At 70.7% G+C, this 21,522-nt stretch carries 26 protein-coding genes; 6 read left to right on the top strand and 20 right to left on the bottom strand.

What is annotated here, in order from left to right; genetic code table 11:
• Window positions 1-23 precede the first annotated feature (23 nt).
• The 3 genes from AQJ84_RS35090 to AQJ84_RS35080 are packed head-to-tail and all read right to left on the bottom strand — an operon-like array spanning window position 24 to window position 1,131.
• Window positions 24-479 (bottom strand): DUF3618 domain-containing protein, encoded by a 456-nt coding sequence (locus tag AQJ84_RS35090; protein ID WP_030039971.1) that lies wholly within the window; start codon window positions 477-479, stop codon window positions 24-26.
• A complete protein-coding gene (locus AQJ84_RS35085) occupies window positions 476-895 on the bottom strand; it encodes a phage holin family protein (protein ID WP_030039970.1) in 420 nt (139 codons plus the stop codon). The genes AQJ84_RS35090 and AQJ84_RS35085 overlap by 4 nt, the downstream gene beginning before the upstream one ends.
• A 53-nt stretch (window positions 896-948) precedes the next feature.
• The gene (locus tag AQJ84_RS35080; protein WP_059198899.1) at window positions 949-1,131 is read right to left on the bottom strand and encodes a hypothetical protein; all 183 of its coding nucleotides are present in this window, start codon (window positions 1,129-1,131) and stop codon (window positions 949-951) included.
• A gap of 344 nt (window positions 1,132-1,475) precedes the next feature.
• On the opposite strand from AQJ84_RS35080, the gene dapA reads away from it, so the two are divergent.
• Window positions 1,476-2,366, top strand: a complete 891-nt coding sequence (dapA, locus tag AQJ84_RS35075; protein ID WP_030039969.1) for a 4-hydroxy-tetrahydrodipicolinate synthase — start codon at window positions 1,476-1,478, stop codon at window positions 2,364-2,366.
• On the opposite strand, the gene AQJ84_RS35070 is transcribed toward dapA, so the two are convergent.
• From AQJ84_RS35070 to AQJ84_RS35045, 6 genes are all read right to left on the bottom strand, one after another.
• Window positions 2,367-3,596 (bottom strand): hypothetical protein, encoded by a 1,230-nt coding sequence (locus AQJ84_RS35070; RefSeq protein WP_053190205.1) that lies wholly within the window; start codon window positions 3,594-3,596, stop codon window positions 2,367-2,369. It lies immediately after the preceding gene.
• On the bottom strand, window positions 3,593-4,153 hold the full coding sequence (locus tag AQJ84_RS35065) for a SigE family RNA polymerase sigma factor (RefSeq protein ID WP_053190206.1): 561 nt from the start codon (window positions 4,151-4,153) through the stop codon (window positions 3,593-3,595). Before AQJ84_RS35065 ends, AQJ84_RS35070 begins: the two co-directional genes overlap by 4 nt.
• 180 nt (window positions 4,154-4,333) lie before the next feature.
• Window positions 4,334-4,558, bottom strand: coding sequence for a hypothetical protein (locus AQJ84_RS35060; RefSeq protein WP_030039966.1), 225 nt, complete (start codon window positions 4,556-4,558; stop codon window positions 4,334-4,336).
• Window positions 4,559-4,672: 114 nt separating this feature from the next.
• A complete protein-coding gene (dapD, locus tag AQJ84_RS35055; RefSeq protein WP_030039965.1) occupies window positions 4,673-5,662 on the bottom strand; it encodes a 2,3,4,5-tetrahydropyridine-2,6-dicarboxylate N-succinyltransferase in 990 nt (329 codons plus the stop codon).
• 438 nt (window positions 5,663-6,100) lie between these two features.
• The gene (locus AQJ84_RS35050; RefSeq protein ID WP_030039964.1) at window positions 6,101-6,646 is read right to left on the bottom strand and encodes a TetR/AcrR family transcriptional regulator; all 546 of its coding nucleotides are present in this window, start codon (window positions 6,644-6,646) and stop codon (window positions 6,101-6,103) included.
• The gene (locus tag AQJ84_RS35045; RefSeq protein ID WP_030039963.1) at window positions 6,646-6,966 is read right to left on the bottom strand and encodes a DMT family transporter; all 321 of its coding nucleotides are present in this window, start codon (window positions 6,964-6,966) and stop codon (window positions 6,646-6,648) included. The genes AQJ84_RS35050 and AQJ84_RS35045 overlap by 1 nt, the downstream gene beginning before the upstream one ends.
• 228 nt (window positions 6,967-7,194) lie before the next feature.
• On the opposite strand from AQJ84_RS35045, the gene AQJ84_RS35040 reads away from it, so the two are divergent.
• Window positions 7,195-8,025: an AbfB domain-containing protein gene (locus AQJ84_RS35040; RefSeq protein WP_030039961.1), complete on the top strand. Its 831-nt coding sequence runs from the start codon at window positions 7,195-7,197 to the stop codon at window positions 8,023-8,025.
• 68 nt (window positions 8,026-8,093) lie between these two features.
• Here the strand turns inward: AQJ84_RS35040 and AQJ84_RS35035 are convergent, their stop codons facing one another.
• From AQJ84_RS35035 to AQJ84_RS35000, 8 genes are read right to left on the bottom strand one after another with little or no spacing between them, the layout of a single operon-like run.
• Window positions 8,094-8,426, bottom strand: a complete 333-nt coding sequence (locus AQJ84_RS35035) for a metal-sulfur cluster assembly factor (protein ID WP_030039960.1) — start codon at window positions 8,424-8,426, stop codon at window positions 8,094-8,096.
• Entirely contained in the window at window positions 8,423-8,890 is a 468-nt protein-coding gene (sufU, locus tag AQJ84_RS35030) for a Fe-S cluster assembly sulfur transfer protein SufU (protein WP_030039959.1), read from the bottom strand. The genes AQJ84_RS35035 and sufU overlap by 4 nt, the downstream gene beginning before the upstream one ends.
• Before the next feature lie 15 nt (window positions 8,891-8,905).
• Complete coding sequence (locus AQJ84_RS35025; RefSeq protein WP_030039958.1) at window positions 8,906-10,162, bottom strand: cysteine desulfurase; 1,257 nt, start codon at window positions 10,160-10,162, stop codon at window positions 8,906-8,908.
• Window positions 10,159-10,923, bottom strand: a complete 765-nt coding sequence (gene sufC / locus AQJ84_RS35020; protein WP_030039956.1) for a Fe-S cluster assembly ATPase SufC — start codon at window positions 10,921-10,923, stop codon at window positions 10,159-10,161. The genes AQJ84_RS35025 and sufC overlap by 4 nt, the downstream gene beginning before the upstream one ends.
• Before the next feature lie 7 nt (window positions 10,924-10,930).
• Window positions 10,931-11,260 (bottom strand): non-heme iron oxygenase ferredoxin subunit, encoded by a 330-nt coding sequence (locus AQJ84_RS35015; protein ID WP_030039954.1) that lies wholly within the window; start codon window positions 11,258-11,260, stop codon window positions 10,931-10,933.
• Window positions 11,260-12,441, bottom strand: coding sequence for a Fe-S cluster assembly protein SufD (sufD, locus tag AQJ84_RS35010; protein ID WP_030039953.1), 1,182 nt, complete (start codon window positions 12,439-12,441; stop codon window positions 11,260-11,262). The genes AQJ84_RS35015 and sufD overlap by 1 nt, the downstream gene beginning before the upstream one ends.
• 59 nt (window positions 12,442-12,500) lie before the next feature.
• A complete protein-coding gene (sufB, locus tag AQJ84_RS35005; protein ID WP_007381220.1) occupies window positions 12,501-13,922 on the bottom strand; it encodes a Fe-S cluster assembly protein SufB in 1,422 nt (473 codons plus the stop codon).
• The gene (locus tag AQJ84_RS35000) at window positions 13,919-14,662 is read right to left on the bottom strand and encodes a helix-turn-helix transcriptional regulator (RefSeq protein ID WP_030039952.1); all 744 of its coding nucleotides are present in this window, start codon (window positions 14,660-14,662) and stop codon (window positions 13,919-13,921) included. The genes sufB and AQJ84_RS35000 overlap by 4 nt, the downstream gene beginning before the upstream one ends.
• 161 nt (window positions 14,663-14,823) lie before the next feature.
• Between AQJ84_RS35000 and AQJ84_RS34995 the strand changes: the two genes are divergently transcribed.
• The 4 genes from AQJ84_RS34995 (at window position 14,824) to AQJ84_RS34980 (ending at window position 18,463) form a co-directional block, all read left to right on the top strand.
• Window positions 14,824-15,621: an aminoglycoside N(3)-acetyltransferase gene (locus AQJ84_RS34995; protein WP_030039950.1), complete on the top strand. Its 798-nt coding sequence runs from the start codon at window positions 14,824-14,826 to the stop codon at window positions 15,619-15,621.
• A gap of 79 nt (window positions 15,622-15,700) precedes the next feature.
• Window positions 15,701-16,624, top strand: coding sequence for an ABC transporter ATP-binding protein (locus AQJ84_RS34990; RefSeq protein ID WP_079022589.1), 924 nt, complete (start codon window positions 15,701-15,703; stop codon window positions 16,622-16,624).
• Entirely contained in the window at window positions 16,621-17,388 is a 768-nt protein-coding gene (locus AQJ84_RS34985; protein ID WP_030039949.1) for an ABC transporter permease, read from the top strand. The genes AQJ84_RS34990 and AQJ84_RS34985 overlap by 4 nt, the downstream gene beginning before the upstream one ends.
• Before the next feature lie 67 nt (window positions 17,389-17,455).
• On the top strand, window positions 17,456-18,463 hold the full coding sequence (locus tag AQJ84_RS34980) for a COX15/CtaA family protein (protein WP_051869819.1): 1,008 nt from the start codon (window positions 17,456-17,458) through the stop codon (window positions 18,461-18,463).
• Window positions 18,464-18,547: 84 nt separating this feature from the next.
• On the opposite strand, the gene AQJ84_RS34975 is transcribed toward AQJ84_RS34980, so the two are convergent.
• From AQJ84_RS34975 to AQJ84_RS34965, 3 genes are all read right to left on the bottom strand, one after another.
• Complete coding sequence (locus tag AQJ84_RS34975) at window positions 18,548-19,654, bottom strand: amidohydrolase family protein (RefSeq protein WP_053190203.1); 1,107 nt, start codon at window positions 19,652-19,654, stop codon at window positions 18,548-18,550.
• Window positions 19,655-19,755: 101 nt separating this feature from the next.
• Window positions 19,756-20,088: a hypothetical protein gene (locus AQJ84_RS34970; RefSeq protein WP_030039947.1), complete on the bottom strand. Its 333-nt coding sequence runs from the start codon at window positions 20,086-20,088 to the stop codon at window positions 19,756-19,758.
• A gap of 93 nt (window positions 20,089-20,181) precedes the next feature.
• On the bottom strand, window positions 20,182-21,135 hold the full coding sequence (locus tag AQJ84_RS34965; protein WP_030039946.1) for a heme o synthase: 954 nt from the start codon (window positions 21,133-21,135) through the stop codon (window positions 20,182-20,184).
• Window positions 21,136-21,522: the final 387 nt, after the last annotated feature.

Raw genomic sequence — 21,522 nt, 5'->3', positions numbered from 1 at the left:
CCCGGCGCCCGGCGCAGCCGACCTCAGCGACCGTGGCGCCGGTGCCGCAGCACGGCCACCGCGGCCACCGCGCCCACGGCCACCCCGGCGGCCACCATCGGCCCGCGGTGGCGTGCCCCCGCGTGGACCGCGTTGCGCACCGGTTCCGGCAGATTGTGCTCGACGGTGTGACCGGCACGGTTCGCCCTGTCCTGCACGGCGTGGCCCGCCTGCGTGGCCTTGCCCTGCACCGTGTGTCCGGCCTGCGCCGCGCTGCTGCGCAGCTGCACGGTCATCGCGCCGGCCCGGTCCCTCATGTCGGCGGCCCGTGCCTGGACGCGTCCCTTCACGTCCGCCTTCCCGGCCAGCTCCTCGACCGTGTCGCCGAGCTGGCTGCGGGTCCGCTCGATCTGCCGACGCAGCTCGTCGGGGCCCTTGGCGCCCGCCTCCTGCGCGGCCTCGCCGCCCGACTCGTACCCCTCCGCTGCCTTGTCCGTCATCGGTGCGCCCTTTCCTTGATCTCCTCGACATCGGCCTTGACGCTGCCGAGTGCCTCCTCCGGCGTGGGCGGTGTGGCGCGGCGCAGCTGGGCGCGCCCGGTCACCGCGAGCAGGCCGGCGAGCGCGAACAGCACGGCCGTCACGATGAGCGCCGCCGCCCAGACGGGCAGGACCAGCGAGAGCGCGGCGGCACCCGTGGCGGCCAGGGCGAGGAAACCGGCGTAACCGACGGCGCCGGCCGCGCCGAGCAGCCCGCCGCCGCGCCCCGCGCGACGGCCCTTCTCCGCCAGTTCCTCCTTGGCGAGGGCCACTTCCTGTCGTGCGAGCCGGGAGAGCTGTTCGGTGGCTTGCTGGACGAGCTCGCCCACCGATTGGTGATCGTCATGTACTGGCCTGGGGGCCGTGGTCCCGGTCACTGTTCCGCCTCCTCTCGGTCTGGGAACCCCCGGGTACCCGGACCGGCCCGCCACTACCCCTGCGAGCCGCGCCCGGAACCGCGCTCGTCGAGCCGGGCCGGCCGGCCCTGGAACCAGTCGTGCCGCGCCTGCAACCGGGCGGTCTCCGCGACCAGTTCGGGCACCCCCGGCCCGTCGGGCACCCCCGGCCCGTCGGGCACCCCCGGCCCGTCGGGCACCCCCGGCCCGTCGGGCACGCCCGGACCGTCGCTCGGCGGCGGCCCGCCCCCCGCCGCCGTCCCCCCCGCCGCCGTCCGCCGCCGTCGCCGTCCCCCGCCGCCACGGGCAGCCCTCTACCGGCCACCACCCGCGGCCCGTCCCCGGCGGCCGGGCGAATCCGCCGAGTGACTCGGACCCACGACCGCACAGGCAGCCCACCCAGGTGGGCCTCGGAGGCCGCGCCGCGACGGCCTGCCGAGCGGACACAGGGCATCGCGGACCGCCCGACCACCGGAACCACCGGAACCTCTCAGCTTTGCTTATCCATACCGCGTAGAAGAATTAAGTGGAGCTTCACTGTGGTCGCACCGACACTACTCCCATGACGACACCTCGCCCGTTCGGCCGCGCCCTCTGTGCCATGATCACGCCCTTCACCGACGCGGGCGCCCTCGACCTCGACGGCGCCCAGCGGCTGGCCGACCGGCTGGTGACGGAGGGCTGCGACGGGCTCGTCCTGTCGGGTACGACGGGTGAGGCGCCGACCACCACGAACGCGGAGAAGGCCGCGCTGGTCACCGCCGTCCGGGAGGCGGTGGGCGAGCGGGCGTCGGTCGTGGCGGGTGTGGGCACCTTCGACACCCGGCACACCGTCGAGCTGGCCCTGGCGGCCGAGAAGGCGGGCGCGGACGGTCTGCTGGTGGTCAGCCCGTACTACAGCAGGCCCCCGCAGGACGCGCTGGAGGCGCACTTCCGGGCGGTCGCGGACGCGTCGGGACTGCCGATCGTGCTGTACGACATCCCGGCACGCACCGGCACCCGGATCGAGCCGGACACCATGATCCGTCTCGCCGAACACCCCCGGATCGTCGCCGTCAAGGACTGCTCGTACGACTTCCTCGGCACCCAGAAGGTCCTGGGCCGCACGGAGCTGGCGTACTACGCGGGCTGCGACGAGCACAACCTCGCCCTGTACGCGGTGGGCGCCGCGGGTTACGTCAGTACGGTCGCCAACGTCGTCCCGGCCCGGATCCGCGCGGTCATCGACGTGTTCGAGGCGGGCGACACCCCCGTGTCCGCCCGCCTCCAACAACAGGCCACCCCGCTGATCGAGGCGATGATGTCGGCGGGCCTGCCCGGCGCGGTCACCGCCAAGGCCCTCCTCAACGCACTCGGCCTGCCGGCCGGCCCGGTCCGCGCACCGTTCAGGCCCGCCGACCGTGAGACGGCCGACGGACTGCTGGCGGTGTACGAACAGCTCATGTCCGCCTGATCAGCGCTCGGCGAAGACGGGCTCCCAGCGCCCGGCGTCCCCGTCGCTGCCCTTGCGGAAGTCGCTGAGCGGCACGATCTTGTCGCTGCCGATGGTGACCAGCACGAGCCGCTGGTGGAACTCGTTCTTGCCGCCCTTCGCGATGTCCCAGGCGACGAGCGAGGAGTTGCCGACCCAGGCGAGCAGCTGCTGCCCGTGCACCTCGGTCCGCTTCCCGGTCACGGCGTCGACGACCCAGGAGGAGGTCTTCCACTTCTCGCCCGCGAACTGGCCGGCGACGAGCCTGCCGTCGGGCGACTTGCCCGCTTCGACGTACCACTCCAGGTACTTGTCCTTCGCCGGCACGGAGACCTCGGCGCCCGAGAGGTCGAAGAACTGCTTGCCGATGTCCCCCATCGGGTGCCCGGCCCAGACGTGCGTGCCGTCGCCGGTGAGGGCGAAGTCCTGGCGGGAGTTGAGGAAGCCGCCGCCCATGGGCTCGTCGGGGTCGTTCTCGCTCCCGAGCGCGACCTCGCTCCAGGAGCCCTTGCCGGAGGCCACGTCGAGGACGTGGAAGCCGGTGCGGCTCGACGGCTGCTTCTGGTCCCAGCCGTCCGAACCCTCCATCTTGACCCGCAGGTCGGGGTTCTCCCCGTACGTCGTCGCGACCAGCTTGCTGCCGTCGCGCGAGAACGCGAGTCCGCCGACCCCGTGATCCACCGGGATCCACCGCTCCACCTTGCCGGTGGTCAGGTCGAGCAGCCCGATCCGTGAGGCGGGCAGGTCCTGTTCCAGGACGGCGGCGGTCTTCATGCCGGGGGCCACGGCGACCCAGGACCACTTGGTGGTCTTCTCGTACGTACCGGTCTTCTGGTTCAGCAGCCAGTAGGTGCGCTGGTAGACCGCGGTGTCGGAGGTCTTCTTGACGGTCTTCGGGATGTAGTACGCGGCCAGCGCGGTGTTCCCCGCCGCGATCAGGTCGCGCGGCGGCGACTGGTCGGGATGGGCGGTGACCTCGGTCTTCGGTACGACGTCCGCGGGGCGCACGTCGTTGCCGCGGTCCGAGTCCAGCACCGGCACGGCCACCGCGACGGCGACCACGGCCACTGTGGCGGCGGCGAGGGCGGCGATCCGTCGGGTACGGCGGCGCCGGCGGACGGCGAGCACCCGGTCGGCGAGGCCGGCACCCGCCGGGGCCTGTTCCGCGGCCTGCTCACGCAGGGCGTCGCGCACGAGTTCGTCGACGTTCACGGCCGCACCTCCACCGGCGCGTAGTCAGGAGCCGACCGCCGTTCGGCGTCGGCGGGTCCCAGGGCGGCCAGCTCCGGCGCGAGCGAGCGCAGCCGGGCGAGGGAGCGATGGGTGGTGGACCGTACGGTGCCGACCGTGCAGCCCAGCAGCCGGGCCACGTCGGCCTCGGGCAGGTCCTCGAAGTAGCGCAGCACGAGGACGGTCCGCTGGCGCGCGGTGAGCCGGGACAGCGCCTCGCGCATCACCAGGCGCAGCTCCGCCGCGGCCGCCGCGTCGGCCACGCCCGTTCCCGCCTCGGGCGGCTCGGCGACGCTGACCTCCCGTCTGCGCCACTTCAGCCGCCAGCGGCTGACCTGCTGGCGGTAGAGGATCCGTCGTACGTAGGCCTCGGGCTCGTCGATCCGCTGCCATCTGCCCGCCGCCTTGACCAGGGCCGTCTGCAGAAGGTCCTCGCCGGCGTGCTGGTCTCCCCCGCAGAGCAGCACGGCGGTCTTCAGCAGCGCCGAAGACCTGGTGTCCACGAACTCCCGGAAACTGTCCAGCCTTTCGGCATTCATCGTCACCTTCTCTTCCCCGGCGGTACCGATGACCCGCCCCGTTGCCCCTGATGACGCGTGCGGGCCCCCTCCGCTATGCCACCCCCGCGAAAAAAGTTTCCGGCGGGGAGAAAACAGGAAGGACCGGGGCCCGTACCGCACAGGCGTGCGGTACGGGCCCCGGTCCCACAGCGGGCGCGATCAGTTCCAGGCGTGCCCGTCGCCGATCAGCAGCACGTGCTCCAGTACGTCCTCCATCGGATCGTCCACCTGGCCCACGTTGACCAGTCCGATCCGCGGGCCGTTGTGCGAGGCGCTGTTGGTCTCGTCGGCGTAGGCGGCCCCTGCCGGCATCCCGTACACCGCCGCCAGGGTCAGCGCCCCGGACAGCCAACGCGCCACGGTCCTCGCCCGCTCGTTCGTCATTGCACGGCCCCTCGTTCGTCGTTTCGGCGTCTGATCGGACACTGCGTCCAACCGTTCATCTGCCGAAACCACCACGAGGTCACGCTGAGCAACCCGTACGTGATCTTGGAGGGCTCAGTTGTGGCTGTGCAGGATCTCGTTCAGGCCGCCCCACACCGCGTTGTTCGGACGGGCCTCGACCGCGCCCGTGACCGAGTTGCGGCGGAAGAGGATGTTGGAGGCGCCGGACAGCTCGCGCGCCTTGACGATCTGGCCGTCGGGCATGGTGACCCGGGTGCCCGCGGTGACGTAGAGCCCGGCCTCGACCACGCACTCGTCGCCGAGCGCGATACCGACGCCCGCCTCGGCGCCGATGAGGCAGCGCTCGCCGATGGTGATACGGACGTTGCCGCCGCCGGAGAGGGTGCCCATGGTGGAGGCGCCGCCGCCGATGTCCGAGCCGTCGCCGACCACGACGCCCGCGGAGATACGGCCCTCGACCATCGACGTACCGAGCGTGCCGGCGTTGAAGTTCACGAAGCCCTCGTGCATGACGGTGGTGCCCGCGGCGAGGTGCGCGCCGAGCCGCACCCGGTCGGCGTCGGCGATCCGGACACCCTTCGGGGCGACGTAGTCCGTCATCCGCGGGAACTTGTCGACGGACGTCACCTGGAGGTGCAGGCCCTCGGCGCGGGCGTTCAGCCGCACCTTCTCGACGTCGTCCACGGCGACCGGGCCGAGGGAGGTCCAGGCGACGTTGGCGAGGAAGCCGAACATGCCGTCCAGGCTCTGGCCGTGCGGCTGGACCAGGCGGTGCGAGAGCAGGTGCAGGCGCAGGTAGACGTCGTGGGCGTCGATGGGCTTGTCGTCGAGGGAGCCGATGACCGTGCGGACCGCGACCACCTCGACGCCCCGGCGGGCGTCCGGACCGATCGCCTTCGCGGCGCCGTCGCCGAGCAGCTCCACGGCCCGCTCGGCGGACAGGCGCTCGGTGCCGGACGGGCCGGCCTCGCCGGCGAGCTCGGGCGCGGGGAACCAGGTGTCGAGAACGGTGCCGTCGGCGGCGATGGTGGCAAGTCCGGCGGCCACGGCGCCGGTGGTACGAAGAGCAGTCGTGTCGGTCATAAGGGCAAACTAACGTGGCGGCCCCCGCCCGGGCGAACCGGTACACACCCCGTCTCAGGTGCCGGTCACACCTGCCGCCGGCGGTTCACACCGTGCTCACGGCCGTCGGCCCCTCCCGTCGACCACCGCCGACGCGAGCCGTGCGCCGCCGAGCACGCCGTCTCCCACGACGTCTCCCTCGGCCCACCCGGCGCCGCCGTGCAGCGCCACCGACCGGTAACTTGAGTGGAGGTCGCGCCGATCGGAGCCGGCACCGGATGCACGTCGGCAAGCGGCACGACGTGGGGCCCCCGAGGTGTCCGGGTCGAGGAGCACCTCGTCGCGGTATCCGCCGGCGCTCCCCCGGAAGGCGGACAGGAGGGTTCCCTGTAGTGTCGGCGGCGTCCTCGGCTCGGGCCACCGCCCGGACCCCGGGCGTCCACCCTGGCCGACCCCGGCTCACGCTCCCGCGTCGATCACCCTCGCCAGCATCTCCCGGGCGGACTCCTCGTCGTATCGCGCCCCCGTGAGCAGTACCTGCAGGCAGATCCCGTCCGTCATGGCGACCAGGGCCCGCGCGGTGACCGGGTCGGTGCGGGTGGCGAGCCGGGTGGCGAGGTCGTCGGCCCATTCGGCGGCGACGGGGCGCAGGGCGGGGCGGCGCAGGGCGGCGAGATAGAGCTCGTACTCCAGCTCGACGCCGGTGCGGTCGCCGGCCAGCCATTCGCCGAGGAGGCCGGCGAGTTCGGCGGCCAGGTCGGTGCCCGGGTCGGCGAGACGGCCGCGGGCGGCGATCACCTGGGCGAAACCCTCGTTGGCCTGACGCAGCGCCGCGACCATCAGCTCGTCGAGCGTCCTGAAGTGGTACGTCGTGGAGCCGAGCGGCACATCGGCCTCGGCGGCGACGGAGCGGTGGCTCAGCCCGGCGAGCCCCTTCTCCCCGACGACGCGGATCGCCGCGTCGATGATCCGCTGGCGTCGCTCGGGGTCGTAGCGGCGGGCCATCAGTGGGCCCCGCCCAGGTTCAGCACCACCACACCGGCGATGATCAGCGCGATCCCGGTGGCCTTGGCCACGGTCATCCCCTCGCCGAGGAACACGATCCCGATGGTGGCGATGGCCGCGGTGCCGGCCCCGGCCCAGATCGCGTACGCGGTGCCGACGGAGATCGTCCGCAGCGTCTGGGCGAGCAGCGCGAAGGAGACGACGTAGCCGAGCACGGTCAGCAGCGAGGGCACCAGCCTGCTGAAGCCGTCGGTGTACTTCATGGCGGTGGTCGCGCCGACCTCTGCGGCGATGGCCCCGGCGAGCAACAGGTAACCCATGTGTACGAGCGTACACATCGCGCGGGTGCGCCGGCACCGGGCCGTACGAAGGGAGAGGCGAAGAGAACGGGATGTGAACACAGGGGGCGGTGTGAATCCCGTGGGAGCGGAAACGGCTCACCGAAACGGCTGCCGCGAGTTGACGGGCTCCACTAGTGTTTCACCGTTCACATACCTCCCCGTCACGGCCGCAGCCGTCATCCCGGGTGCCCGCCGGAGGAATAGCGCATGCCAAAAAGCAAGTCCCGGCCTCCGCAGCATCAGCCATGGGAGAGCGGCTGGTCACCGGACGCCACCCGGGTGCCGGGAACCCGACGTCTGTGGCTGGCCGGAGCGTTGGCGATAGCCACGGTCGCCGCGTGCGTCACGGCGATCACCGTGACGGAGCAGCAGCCCGGCGACCCGTCACCCAAGAAGGACCAGGCGGGCGCCGCGGTTCCCAGCGGCCCCGGCCTGATCTCGTACCCCACCCCGGCCCCGAGTGACGGGTCGCCCCCCGCCACGAAGCGCTCCTCACCGTCCGCCCGGACCACCACGAGCGCCCCCGAGCCCCAGGGCTCGGCCTCCGTGACCCGACCCGCCGATCCGCCCAAGTCTCCGAGCACGCAGCCCGGTTCGGCCAATCCGAAGCCGCCGGCGACGACCTGGCGTTCGGTCCGCTCGGTGAACTACCCCGACCGCTACTGGCACGTCAGCGGCGGCGCGGTCAGGCTCGACCCGGTCCGCGGCTCGGAATCCCGCGAGGACTCCACCTTCAAGCTGGTCAAGGGCCTGGCGGACAGCTCCTGTTACTCCTTCGCCACGGCCGACGGCGGGTATCTGCGCCACCGTCAGTTCGTCCTGCGTGCCGAACACGACGACGGCTCCGCCCTCTTCGAGCAGGACGCCACCTTCTGTGCCCGTACGGCCTCCTCCCCGGGCGCGGTCATGCTGGAGTCGGTGAACTACCCGGGCCGCTTCCTGCGCCACGAGAACTTCCAGCTGCGCCTGCAGCCGTACCAGCACAGCGGCCTGTACCAGGCGGACTCGTCCTTCCGGCTGGTCGGCGGGCTGGCCTGAGCACACGAAACGGCGACGTCCCGAGGGGACGTCGCCGTTCGCTGTGCCGGTGAACCGGCCGGTGGGTCTCAGACGTTGAAGCCGAGCGCCCGCAGCTGCTCTCGCCCGTCGTCCGTGATCTTGTCCGGGCCCCACGGCGGCATCCAGACCCAGTTGATGCGCAGTTCGTTGACGATGCCGTCCGTGGCGGACTTGGCCTGGTCCTCGATGACGTCCGTCAGCGGGCAGGCCGCCGAGGTCAGGGTCATGTCGATGGTCGCGATGTTCGCGTCGTCGATGTGGATGCCGTAGATGAGGCCGAGGTTGACGACGTCGATGCCCAGTTCGGGGTCGACGACGTCGTACAGCGCCTCGCGGACCTCCTCCTCCGAGGCAGGCTTCATCTCGATGGTCTCGCTCATGCCGTCTTCCTTTCGGCGTCGGCCTCGCCCAGGGCCTGGGCCGTCGCGTCCTTCCAGGCCATCCAGCTCAGCAGCGCGCACTTCACGCGGGCCGGGTACTTCGAGACCCCGGCGAACGCGACCGCGTCCTCCAGGACCTCCTCCATCGCGTCGTCCGGCTCGATGCGGCCCTTGGACTGCATCAGCTCCAGGAAGGTCGCCTGGATCGTCTGCGCCTCGGCCAGTTCCTTGCCGACCAGCAGGTCGTTCAGCACGGAGGCCGACGCCTGGCTGATGGAGCAGCCCTGACCCTCGTACGAGACGTCCGCGATCTTCGTGCCGTCGTACCTCACACGCAGCGTGATCTCGTCGCCGCAGGTCGGGTTGACGTGGTGCACCTCGGCGTCACCGTCCCGAAGACCACGCCCGTGGGGGTGCTTGTAGTGGTCCAGGATGACTTCCTGGTACATCGAATCAAGCTTCACGACTCAGCCAGCTCCTCAGCCGAAGAAGTTCCGTACGTGCTCCAGACCGTCGACCAGTGCGTCGATCTCGGCCGGCGTGGAGTACAGATAGAACGACGCTCGCGTGGTCGCGGGAATTCCGTAGCGCAGGCAGACGGGGCGTGCGCAGTGGTGACCCACGCGTACCGCGATGCCCTGCTCGTCGAGGACCTGGCCCACGTCGTGCGGGTGGATGTCGCCCAGCGTGAAGGAGATCGCCGCGCCCCGGTCCTCGGCCGTGGTGGGGCCGATGATCCTGAGGTCGGGCACCTCGCCGAGCTTCTTCACCGCGTACTCGGTGAGCGCGTGCTCGTGGGCGAGGATCTTGTCCATGCCGATCGACGACAGGTAGTCGATCGCCGCGCCGAGGCCGACCGCCTGGGCGATCGGGGGCGTACCCGCCTCGAACTTGTGCGGAGCGGGAGCGTACGTCGACGAGTGCATCGACACCGTCTCGATCATCTCGCCGCCGCCGAGGAACGGCGGCAGGTCCTCGAGGAGTTCCTGACGGCCCCACAGGACACCGATGCCGGTCGGGCCGCACATCTTGTGGCCGGTGAAGGCCACGAAGTCGGCCTGGAGGGCCTGGACGTCCATCGGCATGTGCGGGGCGGCCTGCGAGGCGTCGATGCACACCAGCGCACCGACCTCCTGCGCACGGCGCACTATCGCCTCGACCGGGTTGACCGTGCCCAGGATGTTGGACACCAGCACGAAGGAGACGATCTTCGTCTTCTCCGTGATGATCTCGTCGATGTTGGAGAGGTCGAGGCGGCCGTCGTCGGTCAGGCCGAACCACTTCAGCTTCGCACCCGTGCGCTGCGCCAGCAGCTGCCACGGCACGATGTTGGAGTGGTGCTCCATCTCCGTGATGACGATCTCGGTCTCGTGGTCCACGCGGTAGGGCTCGTCGGCCCAGCCCAGCATGTTCGCCACGAGGTTGAGCGACTCGGAGGCGTTCTTGGTGAAGATCACCTCGTCGCGGCTCGGCGCGTTGATGAAGGCGGCGACCTTGTCGCGTGCGCCCTCGTACAGCGCCGTGGCCTCCTCGGCGAGCACATGCACACCGCGGTGGACGTTGGCGTTGTAGCGCTCGTAGTACTCGTTGAGGGCGTCGAGCACCTGGCGCGGCTTCTGCGAGGTCGCCGCGTTGTCCAGGTACACGAGCTTCTGACCGTCGTGGACCTGGCGGTCCAGGATGGGGAAGTCCTTGCGGATCGCCTCGGTGTCGAGGAGGCCCGGCAGCTGCGTCACGCGGATACGCCACCCTTCGTGTATGCCTCGTAACCCTCGTTCTCCAGCTTGTCGGCGAGCTCGGCGCCGCCGGACTCGACGATCCGGCCCGCGGAGAAGACGTGGACGAAGTCGGGCTTGATGTAGCGCAGGATGCGCGTGTAGTGCGTGATCAGCAGGGTGCCGACCTCGCCGGTCTCGCGGACCCGGTTGACGCCCTCGGAGACGACGCGCAGGGCGTCGACGTCCAGGCCGGAGTCGGTCTCGTCGAGGATCGCGACCTTCGGCTTGAGGAGCTCCAGCTGAAGGATCTCGTGGCGCTTCTTCTCACCGCCGGAGAAGCCCTCGTTCACGTTGCGCTCGGCGAAGGCGGGGTCCATGTTGAGACGCTCCATGGCCCCCTTGACCTCCTTCACCCAGGTCCGCAGCTTGGGGGCCTCGCCGCGGATCGCGGTGGCGGAGGTCCGCAGGAAGTTGGAGACGGAGACGCCGGGCACCTCGACCGGGTACTGCATCGCCAGGAAGAGGCCGGCCCGGGCACGCTCGTCGACCTCCATCTCCAGGACGTCCTCGCCGTCGAGGGTGACGGTGCCGCCGGTGATCGTGTACTTCGGGTGTCCCGCGAGCGAGTAGGCGAGGGTCGACTTGCCGGAGCCGTTGGGGCCCATGATGGCGTGCGTCTCGCCCTGCTTCACGGTGAGGTCGACACCCTTGAGGATTTCCTTCGTGCCGTTCTCGACCTCGACGGTGACGTGCAGGTCTCGGATTTCAAGCGTTGCCATGGGTGCCTCAGGACTCCTGGGAGAGGGAGACGAGCACATCGTCCCCTTCGATCTTTACGGGATATACGGGAACGGGGCGCGTCGCGGGAAGGCCGGACGGTTTGCCGGTTCTGAGGTCGAACGCGGAGCCGTGCAGCCAGCACTCGATCTGGCAGTCCTCCACCTCGCCCTCGGAGAGCGAGACGTTCGCGTGCGAGCAGATGTCGTGGATCGCGAACACCTCCCCCTCGGTCTGCACGACCGAGACCGGCGTGCCGTCGAGTTCCACCCTCTTGGGGGTGTCCTCCTCCAGCTCGCTCAGCCCGCAGGCGCGTAGGAACGTCGCAGAGTCAGCCATCAGACCGACGCCTCCAGCTCCTCGTCGATCTTCACGAGAAGCCGCTCTTCGATGTCGTCGACGCCGATCTGCTGGACGAGCTCGGCGAAGAAGCCGCGGACCACCAGGCGACGGGCCTCGTCGGCAGGGATGCCGCGGGCCATCAGGTAGAAGAGCTGCTCGTCGTCGAAGCGGCCGGTCGCCGAGGCGTGGCCGGCGCCGACGATCTCGCCGGTCTCGATCTCCAGGTTCGGCACGGAGTCGACCCGGGCGCCGTCGGTCAGCACCAGGTTCCGGTTCATCTCGTACGTGTCGGTGCCCTCGGCCTTGGCCTCGATGAGCACGTCGCCGATCCACACCGCGTGGGCGCCCTCGCCCTGGAGCGCGCCCTTGTAGGCGACGTTCGACTTGCAGTGCGGGGTGTTGTGGTCGACGAGGAGCCGGTGCTCCTGGTGCTGGCCGGCGTCCGTGAAGTACAGGCCGAAGAGCTCGGCCTCGCCGCCGGTGCCGGCGTAGGCGACGCGCGGGTGCAGGCGCACGAGGTCGCCGCCGAAGGTGACCACGAACGACTTGAACGTGGCGTCCCGGCCGATGAGCGCGTTGTGCTGGCCCACGTGCACGGCCTTGTCGTCCCAGTCCTGGACGGAGACGACGGTCAGCTTGGCGCCGTCCCCGAGGACGTAGTCGACGTTGGCGGCGAGCACGGCGTCACCGGTGTGGTCGATGACGACGACGGCCTCGGCGAAGGCTCCGAGCTCGACGACCTGGTGGGCGTAGGCGGTGCCGCCCTCGCCGTGCACGGCGATGCGGATCGGCTCGGCGAGGACCGTCTCCTTGGGGACGGTGATCACGCCGGCCTTCTCGAACGCCGAGTAGGCCTGGGCGGCGACGCGGTCCACCGGAGTGCCCGCCTTGCCGAGGCGGGCGTCGTCACGGCCGACGGTCTCCACGACGACGCCCTCGGGCGCCACGATGTCGACCTTCAGGCCGTCGCCGGTGGCGACCGCGGTGCCGTCGTGCAGGCCGCGCAGCCGCTCCAGCGGGGTGAACCGCCACTCCTCCTCACGGCCGTGCGGGACCGGGAAGTCCCGCACGTCGAAGGAGGGGGGCGCGCTCATGCGCGTGGCGACGGTCGACTCGGCGGCCACCGCGATCTGGCCGGCGGTGGTGGACCCCACCGGGATGTTCTGAGCCTCAGCCATGGCTGTCGGTCTGCTCTCTTCCTACGTCAGAAATTCGCTGGCTGCTGTGGAGGCGGGTCTTAGCCGACCGCGCCTTCCATCTGCAGCTCGATCAGCCGGTTGAGCTCCAGGGCGTACTCCATCGGCAGCTCCTTCGCGATCGGCTCGACGAAGCCGCGCACGATCATGGCCATCGCCTCGAACTCGGTCAGACCACGGCTCATCAGGTAGAAGAGCTGGTCCTCGGAGACCTTGGAGACGGTCGCCTCGTGTCCCATGGACACGTCGTCCTCGCGGACGTCCACGTAGGGGTACGTGTCGGAGCGGGAGATCGTGTCGACGAGCAGCGCGTCGCACAGCACGTTCGACTTGGAGCCGTGGGCACCCTCGCCGATCTCGACGAGACCGCGGTAGGACGTACGGCCGCCGCCGCGCGCCACCGACTTGGAGACGATGTTGGACGAGGTGTTCGGCGCCATGTGGACCATCTTGGAGCCGGCGTCCTGGTGCTGCCCCTCGCCCGCGAAGGCGATGGAGAGGGTCTCGCCCTTGGCGTGCTCGCCCATCAGGTAGACGGCCGGGTACTTCATCGTCACCTTGGAGCCGATGTTGCCGTCGATCCACTCCATGGTCGCGCCCTCGTACGCCACGGCGCGCTTGGTGACCAGGTTGTAGACGTTGTTCGACCAGTTCTGGATGGTCGTGTAACGGCAGCGGGCGTTCTTCTTGACGATGATCTCGACGACCGCGCTGTGCAGCGAGTCCGACTTGTAGATCGGGGCCGTACAACCCTCGACGTAGTGCACGTAGGCACCCTCGTCGACGATGATCAGGGTCCGCTCGAACTGGCCCATGTTCTCCGTGTTGATACGGAAGTAGGCCTGGAGCGGGATCTCCACGTGGACGCCCGGCGGCACGTAGATGAAGGAGCCGCCCGACCACACGGCGGTGTTCAGGGAGGCGAACTTGTTGTCCCCGACCGGGATGACGGTGCCGAAGTACTCCTTGAAGAGCTCCGGGTGCTCCTTCAGGGCGGTGTCGGTGTCGAGGAAGATGACGCCCTGCTCCTCCAGGTCCTCGCGGATCTGGTGGTAGACGACCTCGGACTCGTACTGGGCCGCGACACCGGCGACGAGGCGCTGCTTCTCCGCCTCCGGGATGCCGAGCTTGTCGTACGTGTTCTTGATGTCCTCGGGCAGGTCCTCCCAGGACTCCGCCTGCTTCTCCGTGGAGCGTACGAAGTACTTGATGTTGTCGAAGTCGATGCCCGACAGGTCCGAGCCCCAGTTCGGCATGGGCTTCTTGTCGAACAGGCGCAGGCCCTTGAGGCGGAGCTTGGTCATCCACTCCGGCTCGCTCTTCTTCGCCGAGATGTCGCGGACGACGTCCTCGTTGATGCCGCGCTTGGCAGAGGCGCCGGCCGTGTCGGAGTCGGCCCAGCCGTATTCGTACTTACCCAGTCCCTCGAGCTCGGGGTGGGCAGTCTCCGTGGGGAGAGTCATGCGGGGTTCCTCCCGGCCGTGCTTGCAGATGCGTTATCAGTGGTGTGGGAAATCTTGGGGATGAACGTCGTGCAGACGCCGTCGCCGTGCGCGATGGTCGCCAGTCGCTGGACGTGGGTGCCGAGCAGCTGGGAGAAGATCTCGGTCTCCGCCTCGCAGAGCTGCGGGAACTTTTCCGCGACGTGGGCCACCGGGCAGTGGTGCTGGCAGAGCTGCTCGCCGACCGGTGCGCTTCGCGCCGTAGCAGCGTACCCGTCCGCGCTCAGGGCCTTGGCCAGGGCTTCGGTCCGCTCTTCGGGGGCGGCGGCCTCGACGGCCGCGCGGTACGCGGTGGCCTGCTCGGCGATCCTCGCGCGGGCGAAGGCGACGACCGCCTCGTCCCCGCCGAACCGCTCCTGGATGAAACGCAGGGCGTCCGCGGCCAGCTTGTCGTAGGACTGGTCGAAGGCGTCGCGGCCGCAGTCGGTGAGAGCGAAGACCTTGGCGGGCCGGCCGCGCGTCCGCGCTCCGTAGACCCGCTGCTCCCGGGCCTCGACGACATCGTCGGCGACCAGTGCGTCCAGATGCCGGCGTACCGCCGCCGGGGTGAGCCCGAGGCGTCCGGCCAGCTCGGTCACGGTCGAGGGCCCGTGGTCCAGGATGGATCGCGCGACCCGGTTGCGCGTCGAGCGCTCACCGGTCGCTAGCTCCTCCTGCCCGGCCCCCTTGGGGGTCTCCCGAGCCTCGCCGACGTATTTCACAACGCCATTGTTGCGTAATTCCTCTGAGGCAGGCAAGCCGCGGCCCGACGCGGCGACGGTGCCCTACGTCACTTAGGTTTACCTAATCTGACCTGCGAAAACGATCTTTGATCGATCAAATCGGTGGCGCCGCGCGGTCACGTCCGGGACACTCCGGGACCATGCCCACACCCGCTCCCACCGGCCCTCTTGTCACCCGGGACACCATCGCGGCCCAGCTGCGCCATTCGGGTGTCCGAGCCGGCGAGACCCTCCTCGTCCACTCGTCCCTCAGCTCGCTCGGCTGGGTCTGCGGAGGTGCCACAGCGGTCGTGCGGGGACTTCTCGACGCGCTCGGCCCCCAGGGCACGCTGGTGGTCCCGACCCAGTCCGGGGACCTCTCGGACCCGGCGGACTGGGAGAACCCGCCGGTGCCCGAGGAGTGGTGGGAGACCATCCGGGCCACCATGCCCGCCTACGACCCCCGCGTCACGCCCTCCCGCGGGGTCGGGGTGATCCCGGAGACCGTACGGACCTGGCCGGGCGCCCTGCGCAGCGCGCACCCCCAGACCTCGTTCGCGGCGCTCGGCCCCCGCGCGGCGGAGGTGACCGGCGGACACGCCCCGGACTGCCAGCTGGGCGAGCACAGCCCGCTCGCCCGGCTGGAGGCGCTCGGCGCCCGGATCCTCCTGCTGGGCGCCGGCTACGCCACGTGCACCGCCTTCCACCTGGCCGAGTACCGCATCCCGTCACCACGCGTGAAGGTGGGCCGCCCGGGCCCGGCCGGCTGGGAGGTGGTGACCGAGGTGTCGATCACCTCGGACCGGTTCGACGAGCTGGGCCACGACTTCGAACGGGACCGCCGCGTCGTCCGGGGACAGGTGGGGGCGGCCGACGTACGGCTGTTCCCGGTGGTGGACGCGGTGGCGTACGCGCAGCGCTGGCTGGCGCTGCACCGGTCGCGTGAGGAGGAGGTCTGAGGCCCCCCGCGGGAGGCCGGAGTGGAGATCTCGCACCCGCCCGTCTCGGGCCCGGCCCGCGAACCTAGACTCTGGACCCATGCGAAGTGAGCCCGTGGTCCAGGTCCAGGCCCTGGTGAAGCGGTACGGCACGAAGACCGCGGTGGACGGCCTCGACCTGGTGGCCCGGGCGGGCGTGACCGCCGTACTCGGCCCCAACGGCGCGGGCAAGACGACGACGGTCGAGACCTGCGAGGGCTACCGGAAGCCGGACTCCGGCACGGTACGCGTCCTGGGCCTCGACCCGGTGAGACAGTCCCGTGCCCTGAACCCCCGGATCGGCGTCATGCTCCAGTCCGGCGGCGTCTACTCGGGCGCGCGGGCGGACGAGATGCTGCGGCACGTCGCCAGGCTGCACGCCCACCCGCTGGACGTGGACGCGCTCATCGAACGCCTGGGACTCGGCGGTTGCGGCCGCACCACCTACCGGCGCCTGTCGGGCGGCCAGCAGCAGCGGCTCGCGCTCGCCATGGCGGTCGTCGGCCGCCCTGAACTGGTGTTCCTGGACGAGCCCACCGCCGGCCTCGACCCGCAGGCCCGCCACGCCACCTGGGACCTCGTGCGGGACCTGCGCGCCGACGGCGTCTCCGTGATCCTCACGACGCACTACATGGACGAGGCCGAACAGCTCGCCGACGACGTCGCGATCATCGACGCCGGCCGGGTCATCGCCCAGGGTTCGCCCGAGGAGCTGTGCCGCGGTGGCGCCGAGAACACCCTGCGCTTCAGCGGCCGCCCCGGCCTGGACGTCGGCTCCCTCCTCAAGGCCCTCCCGGCCGACTGCACGGCCGCCGAGCTGACGCCGGGCTCCTACCGGGTCGGCGGCAAGGTCGACCCCCAGCTGCTCGCGACGGTCACCTCCTGGTGCGCACAGCACGGCGTGATGCCGGAGCGGATCTCGGTCGAACGGCACACCCTGGAAGACGTGTTCTTGGAGCTGACCGGCAAGGAGCTGCGTTCATGACCACCGGCCTGTACGCACCGCGACCGGGTGCCGCTCCGCTCCCCCGCATGATCGCCGCCCAGGCGGCGCTCGAGACGAGGATGCTGCTGCGCAACGGCGAGCAGCTGCTGCTGACGGTCGTCATCCCCACCCTGCTGCTCGTCCTGTTCAGCTCCGTGGACATCGTCGACACGGGCGCCGGCGAGGCGGTCGACTTCCTCACGCCCGGCGTCCTGGCGCTCGCGGTGATGTCGACGGCGTTCACCGGCCAGGCCATCGCGACGGGCTTCGAGCGCCGGTACGGGGTTCTCAAGCGTCTCGCCTCCTCGCCGCTGCCCCGCTGGGGCCTGATGGCCGCGAAGACGCTGGCCGTGCTGGTCACGGAGGTCCTCCAGATCGTCCTGCTGACGGTGATCGCCTTCGCCCTGGGCTGGTCGCCGCAGGGCAACCCCCTGGCCGTACTGCTCCTGCTGGTCCTCGGGACGGCCGCCTTCTCGGGCCTGGGCCTGCTGATGGCGGGCACCCTGAAGGCGGAGGCCACGCTGGGCGCCGCCAACCTGGTCTTCCTGCTGCTGCTCGTCGGGGGCGGGGTGATCGTCCCGCTCGACAGGTTCCCCTCCGGCGCCCAGGACGTCCTCGGCCTGCTGCCGATCTCGGCCCTGTCGGACGGCCTGCGCGACGTGCTCCAGCACGGTGCCGGGATGCCGTGGGGCGACCTGGCGATCCTCGCCGCGTGGGCGGTCGTGGGGCTGGCCGCGGCGGGGCGTTTCTTCCGCTGGGAGTAGGTCCGCACGCACGGAGAAGGTGCGGGGGCCGACCCTCGTGAAAGCGTGCACAAGCGGGCCCCCTACGATGGAGCGCGTGCCGAACGTGACCCGTGCCGACGCCCTGGCGGCCCTCCGCAACCCTCTCGCCTTCATCGCCGAACGCTGGACCCCGACCCCTCGGACGGTCCGGCGGGCGGCCCTCGCCGCGCTGGTGATGTCGGTGGTCATCGTGGTCACCGGCGGTGCCGTGCGACTCACCGGATCCGGGCTCGGCTGCCCGACCTGGCCCAAGTGCACCGCCGACTCGCTCACCGCCACCAGCGAGATGGGCTTCCACGGCGCCATCGAGTTCGGCAACCGCATGCTGACCTACGTGCTGTGCGCCGCGGTCGGCTGGGCGATCATCGCCGCGCGCTCCGAGAAGCCGGCCCGGCGTGGGCTGACCCGGCTGGGCTGGGTGCAGTTCTGGATCGTGATGAGCAACGCGATCCTCGGCGGCATCGTGGTCCTCGTCGGCCTGAACCCCTACACGGTCGCCGCGCACTTCGTGGCGACGTCGGCCCTGATCGCGGTCGCCACGGTGATGTGGCAGCGCACCCGGGAGGGCGACGGAACGCCCCGCCCGCTGGTCGGCAAGGCGGTGCAGCAGCTGGTGTGGTTCCTGGTCGCGGCCTCCGTCCTGCTGATCCTGGTCGGCACGGTCGTCACCGGAGCGGGGCCGCACGCGGGCGACTCCAGCGAGGTCGAGCGGATGCCGCTCGACTGGGAGACCGTGACCAAGGTGCACGCCGTGCTGGCCTGGATCGTGGTGTCGCTGACGTTCGCCCTGTGGTTCGTCCTCAAGGCGGTCGACGCCCCGAAGGCCCCCCTGGCCCGCACCCGCGACCTGTTCCTCATCCTGCTGGCGCAGGGCGTCCTCGGGTACGTCCAGTACTTCACCGACCTCCCCGAGATCCTGGTCGGCCTGCACATGCTCGGCTCGGCCCTGGTGTGGATCGCGGTCGTCCGCGTGCTGCTGTCGCTGCGTCAGCGGCCGGAGACGGCGGCCGAGGTACCGGGGCCTACGAGCGAGGCGGCGCTGACGCGGGCGTGAGCCCCCGGCCGTAGCCCCCCGGCTCACTCCACAGCCCGGGCCGTAGCCCCCCGCTCACTCCAGCCCGGCCGTAGCCGCCCCGGCTCACTCCAGCCCGTACACCCGCCGGGCGTTCCCCGCCGCGATCAGTCCCGCCACCCGCTGGGCGTCCGCCAGCGACCAGGCTCCCTCGGCGACCCAGGTGCCCAGCACCCGGCCCAGCGCCTCCCGGAACAGCCGCGCCCCCACCACGTGCAACTCGGGCAGGCCCTGGGCGCCGCTGGAGAAGAGGATCTTGCCGAACGGGGCGAGTTCCAGGATCTCCGCGAGGACGGTGGCGGCCCTGGCCCCGGTCCGCACCAGCGCGGCGCCCGAGTCGGCGTACACGTGCGGGAAGACCCCGGCGAGATGGGCGGCGTGCCGGTGGTACGGATAGCCGTGCAGCAGGACGAGGTCCGTGCCCAGGCCGGCCGTGGCCCGGACGAAGTCCGTGAGCAGCACGGGATCCGTCCGGTCGATGCGCAGCCCCGGTTCGCCCAGTCCGGCGTGCAGCTGGAGTGGCAGGCCGGAGGCGACGGCGATCCACAGCAGGTGCCGCAGCAGCACCGGATCGCTCAGCTCCCCGCCCACCCGGCGCCCGGCGAGCCAGCGGCCGGCGGCGCCGCGCACCTCTCCGGGCCCGGGTGGCTCGGGGGCGAGCGCGAGGCCGTGCCGTACGCCCGCCACGGAGGTGAAGGCCACCGCTCCGGTCGCGGCGCCGTGCACCGACTCGGCGAGGTTGGCGAGGAAGGACTCGACGGTGCCGGAGGTGTCGGCGACCTGTTCGGCCAGGAGTTCGAGGCGCACGACCTCGCGGGCCTCGGCCGCCGCCGTGGACGCCATCTCCACCGGCCCGGTCAGGTCGCCGGGCAGCCCGGTGTCGACCAGATAGGTGGTGATCCCGCTGCCCCGCAGCAGCCTGCGGCCCGATTCCAGCACGCCGAGTTCACGGCGCCGGGCGAGATAGCGGGCCGGCGGACAGTGCGGCTCCAGACCGAGCAGGGGCGGGCACCAGCGGCGTACGGCGAACCCGGTCTGGGTGTCGAAGAGTGTCGTACCCGGTGCGGGCGGCCCCTCCGTCCGGGCCAGCTGGGCCTCGAAGGTGCCGAGGCCCAGCTCCGTTCTCAGCACCCCGTGGCAGTACTGGTCCACGAGGGACGGCGTCTCGATCATCCGGGCTCCCCGCGCTGGGACTCTGTCCTTCACAGGTCCTAACGGGTGAACCCGGCACTAGGTGTTGGAGGGACACACCCCGTGTGAACGGCCGGCCGGTCTCAGTCGTTGCTCGGGCCGCCGACCTGGATGCCCGCCATGCGGCTCCACTCGTACGGTCCCGTCTTCACCTTGGCCGCGAACTCTCCGTCGAAGTCCTCGTGAACGGTGATGCCGGCCTTCGCCACTGCCTGCTCGGCGATGGCGTAGGAGGGTGCGACGAGGTCGCCCCAGGCGCCGTCCTCACCGACGAGGACGATCCGGGCGCCGCGCTCCCCGATGTACGCGACCTGGCCCTCGGCGCCGCCGTGTGCCTTGGAGAAGCCGCTGATCTGCTGGGCGAGCCGGGTCACCTTGCGCTCGGCCTTGGGGTCCGTCTGCTGCGTGTCTGCCATGGCCAGGATGCTACCGACGGGTAGATCAAACGGCGACGGCCGGGGTGCGTGGCCTTGACCACGCACCCCGGCCGCCGGAGGCGTCGGGGGGACCTACCGCAGGAAGGGGTCCACCGCGACCGCCACGAAGAGGATCGACACATAGGTGATCGACCAGTGGAACAGCCGCATCTCCTTGAGCTTGACGCCGGTCACCTCGGCCTTGGCCCGGTTCTGCAGGCCGTGCGCCTCCCACAGCCAGAAGCCGCCGGCCAGCAGCGCGACCGCCGTGTAGAACGGGCCGGTGTAGCCGAGCGGGGTCAGCAGCAGCGACACCGCGACCATCACCCAGCTGTAGATCACGATCTGCTTGGCGACCACCTTGTTGGAGGCGACGACCGGCAGCATCGGCACACCCACGCGCGCGTAGTCCTCCTTGACCTTCATGGACAGCGGCCAGTAGTGCGGCGGCGTCCAGAAGAACATGACCAGGAAGAGGATGACCGGCGCCCAGGACAGGGAGTTCGTGACGGAGGACCAGCCGATGAGCACCGGCAGACAGCCCGCGATGCCGCCCCACACGATGTTCTGCGACGTACGGCGCTTGAGGATCATCGTGTAGACGACGACGTAGAAGAGGAGCGCCCCGAGTGACAGCCAGGCCGAGAGCCAGTTGACGGTGAGGCCGAACAGCAGCGTCGAGACGACCGCGAGGGTGATGCCGAAGGCCAGGCACTCACGCGGGCTGACCATGCCGGTGACCAGCGGGCGCTGCGAGGTGCGGTCCATCAGGGCGTCGATGTCACGGTCGATGTACATGTTCAGCGCGTTGGCGCCGCCCGCGGAGAGGTAACCGCCCACGCAGGTGAGCAGCACCAGCGTCAGGTCCGGGACACCCTGCTGGGCCAGGAACATCACCGGGACCGTGGTGATGAGCAGCAGCTCGATGATCCGAGGCTTGGTCAGAGCTACGAACGCCTTGACACGGGCCCCGAACGGCCGGTGGCTCGGCCTCTGGCTCGCACCGAGTACCCCCGCTGGACGGGATTCGACGGCCGTCACGCACACCCCTACAGAGACATCCCAGCAAGCCTCAGCCGTGTGAAGTCTCGGTAAAGGCCCGCGCGTACCACGCCACTGTAGACGTTGCCCATACCCCGACATTCGCGGGGGTGGGGTCGTGTTGGGCGGCACCGTCCGAAGAGCCCGGTGGCACTCGATTGAGCACTCGTACGAGCGGCTCCGTATTCAGTTGCCGAACACGGAACGACCCAGTGGGGAGGCGGATCCGCGACACTCCCGGCAGTCTGGAATGACTCGAAAAAACGCACGTACTTACGGGGGTAGGCTCGACAACGGCCGGGGCGTTCAGTGCACCGGCATTCGACATGCGTGACATGTGGAGAGGAGCCCTGACCCAGGGTGAGCACCAAGCCGACCACCACAGACCTCGAG

Origin of the sequence: Streptomyces resistomycificus (assembly GCF_001514265.1) — a bacterium.
Taxonomy (GTDB): domain Bacteria; phylum Actinomycetota; class Actinomycetes; order Streptomycetales; family Streptomycetaceae; genus Streptomyces; species Streptomyces resistomycificus.
This window is presented reverse-complemented; position numbering and strand designations above follow the sequence as displayed.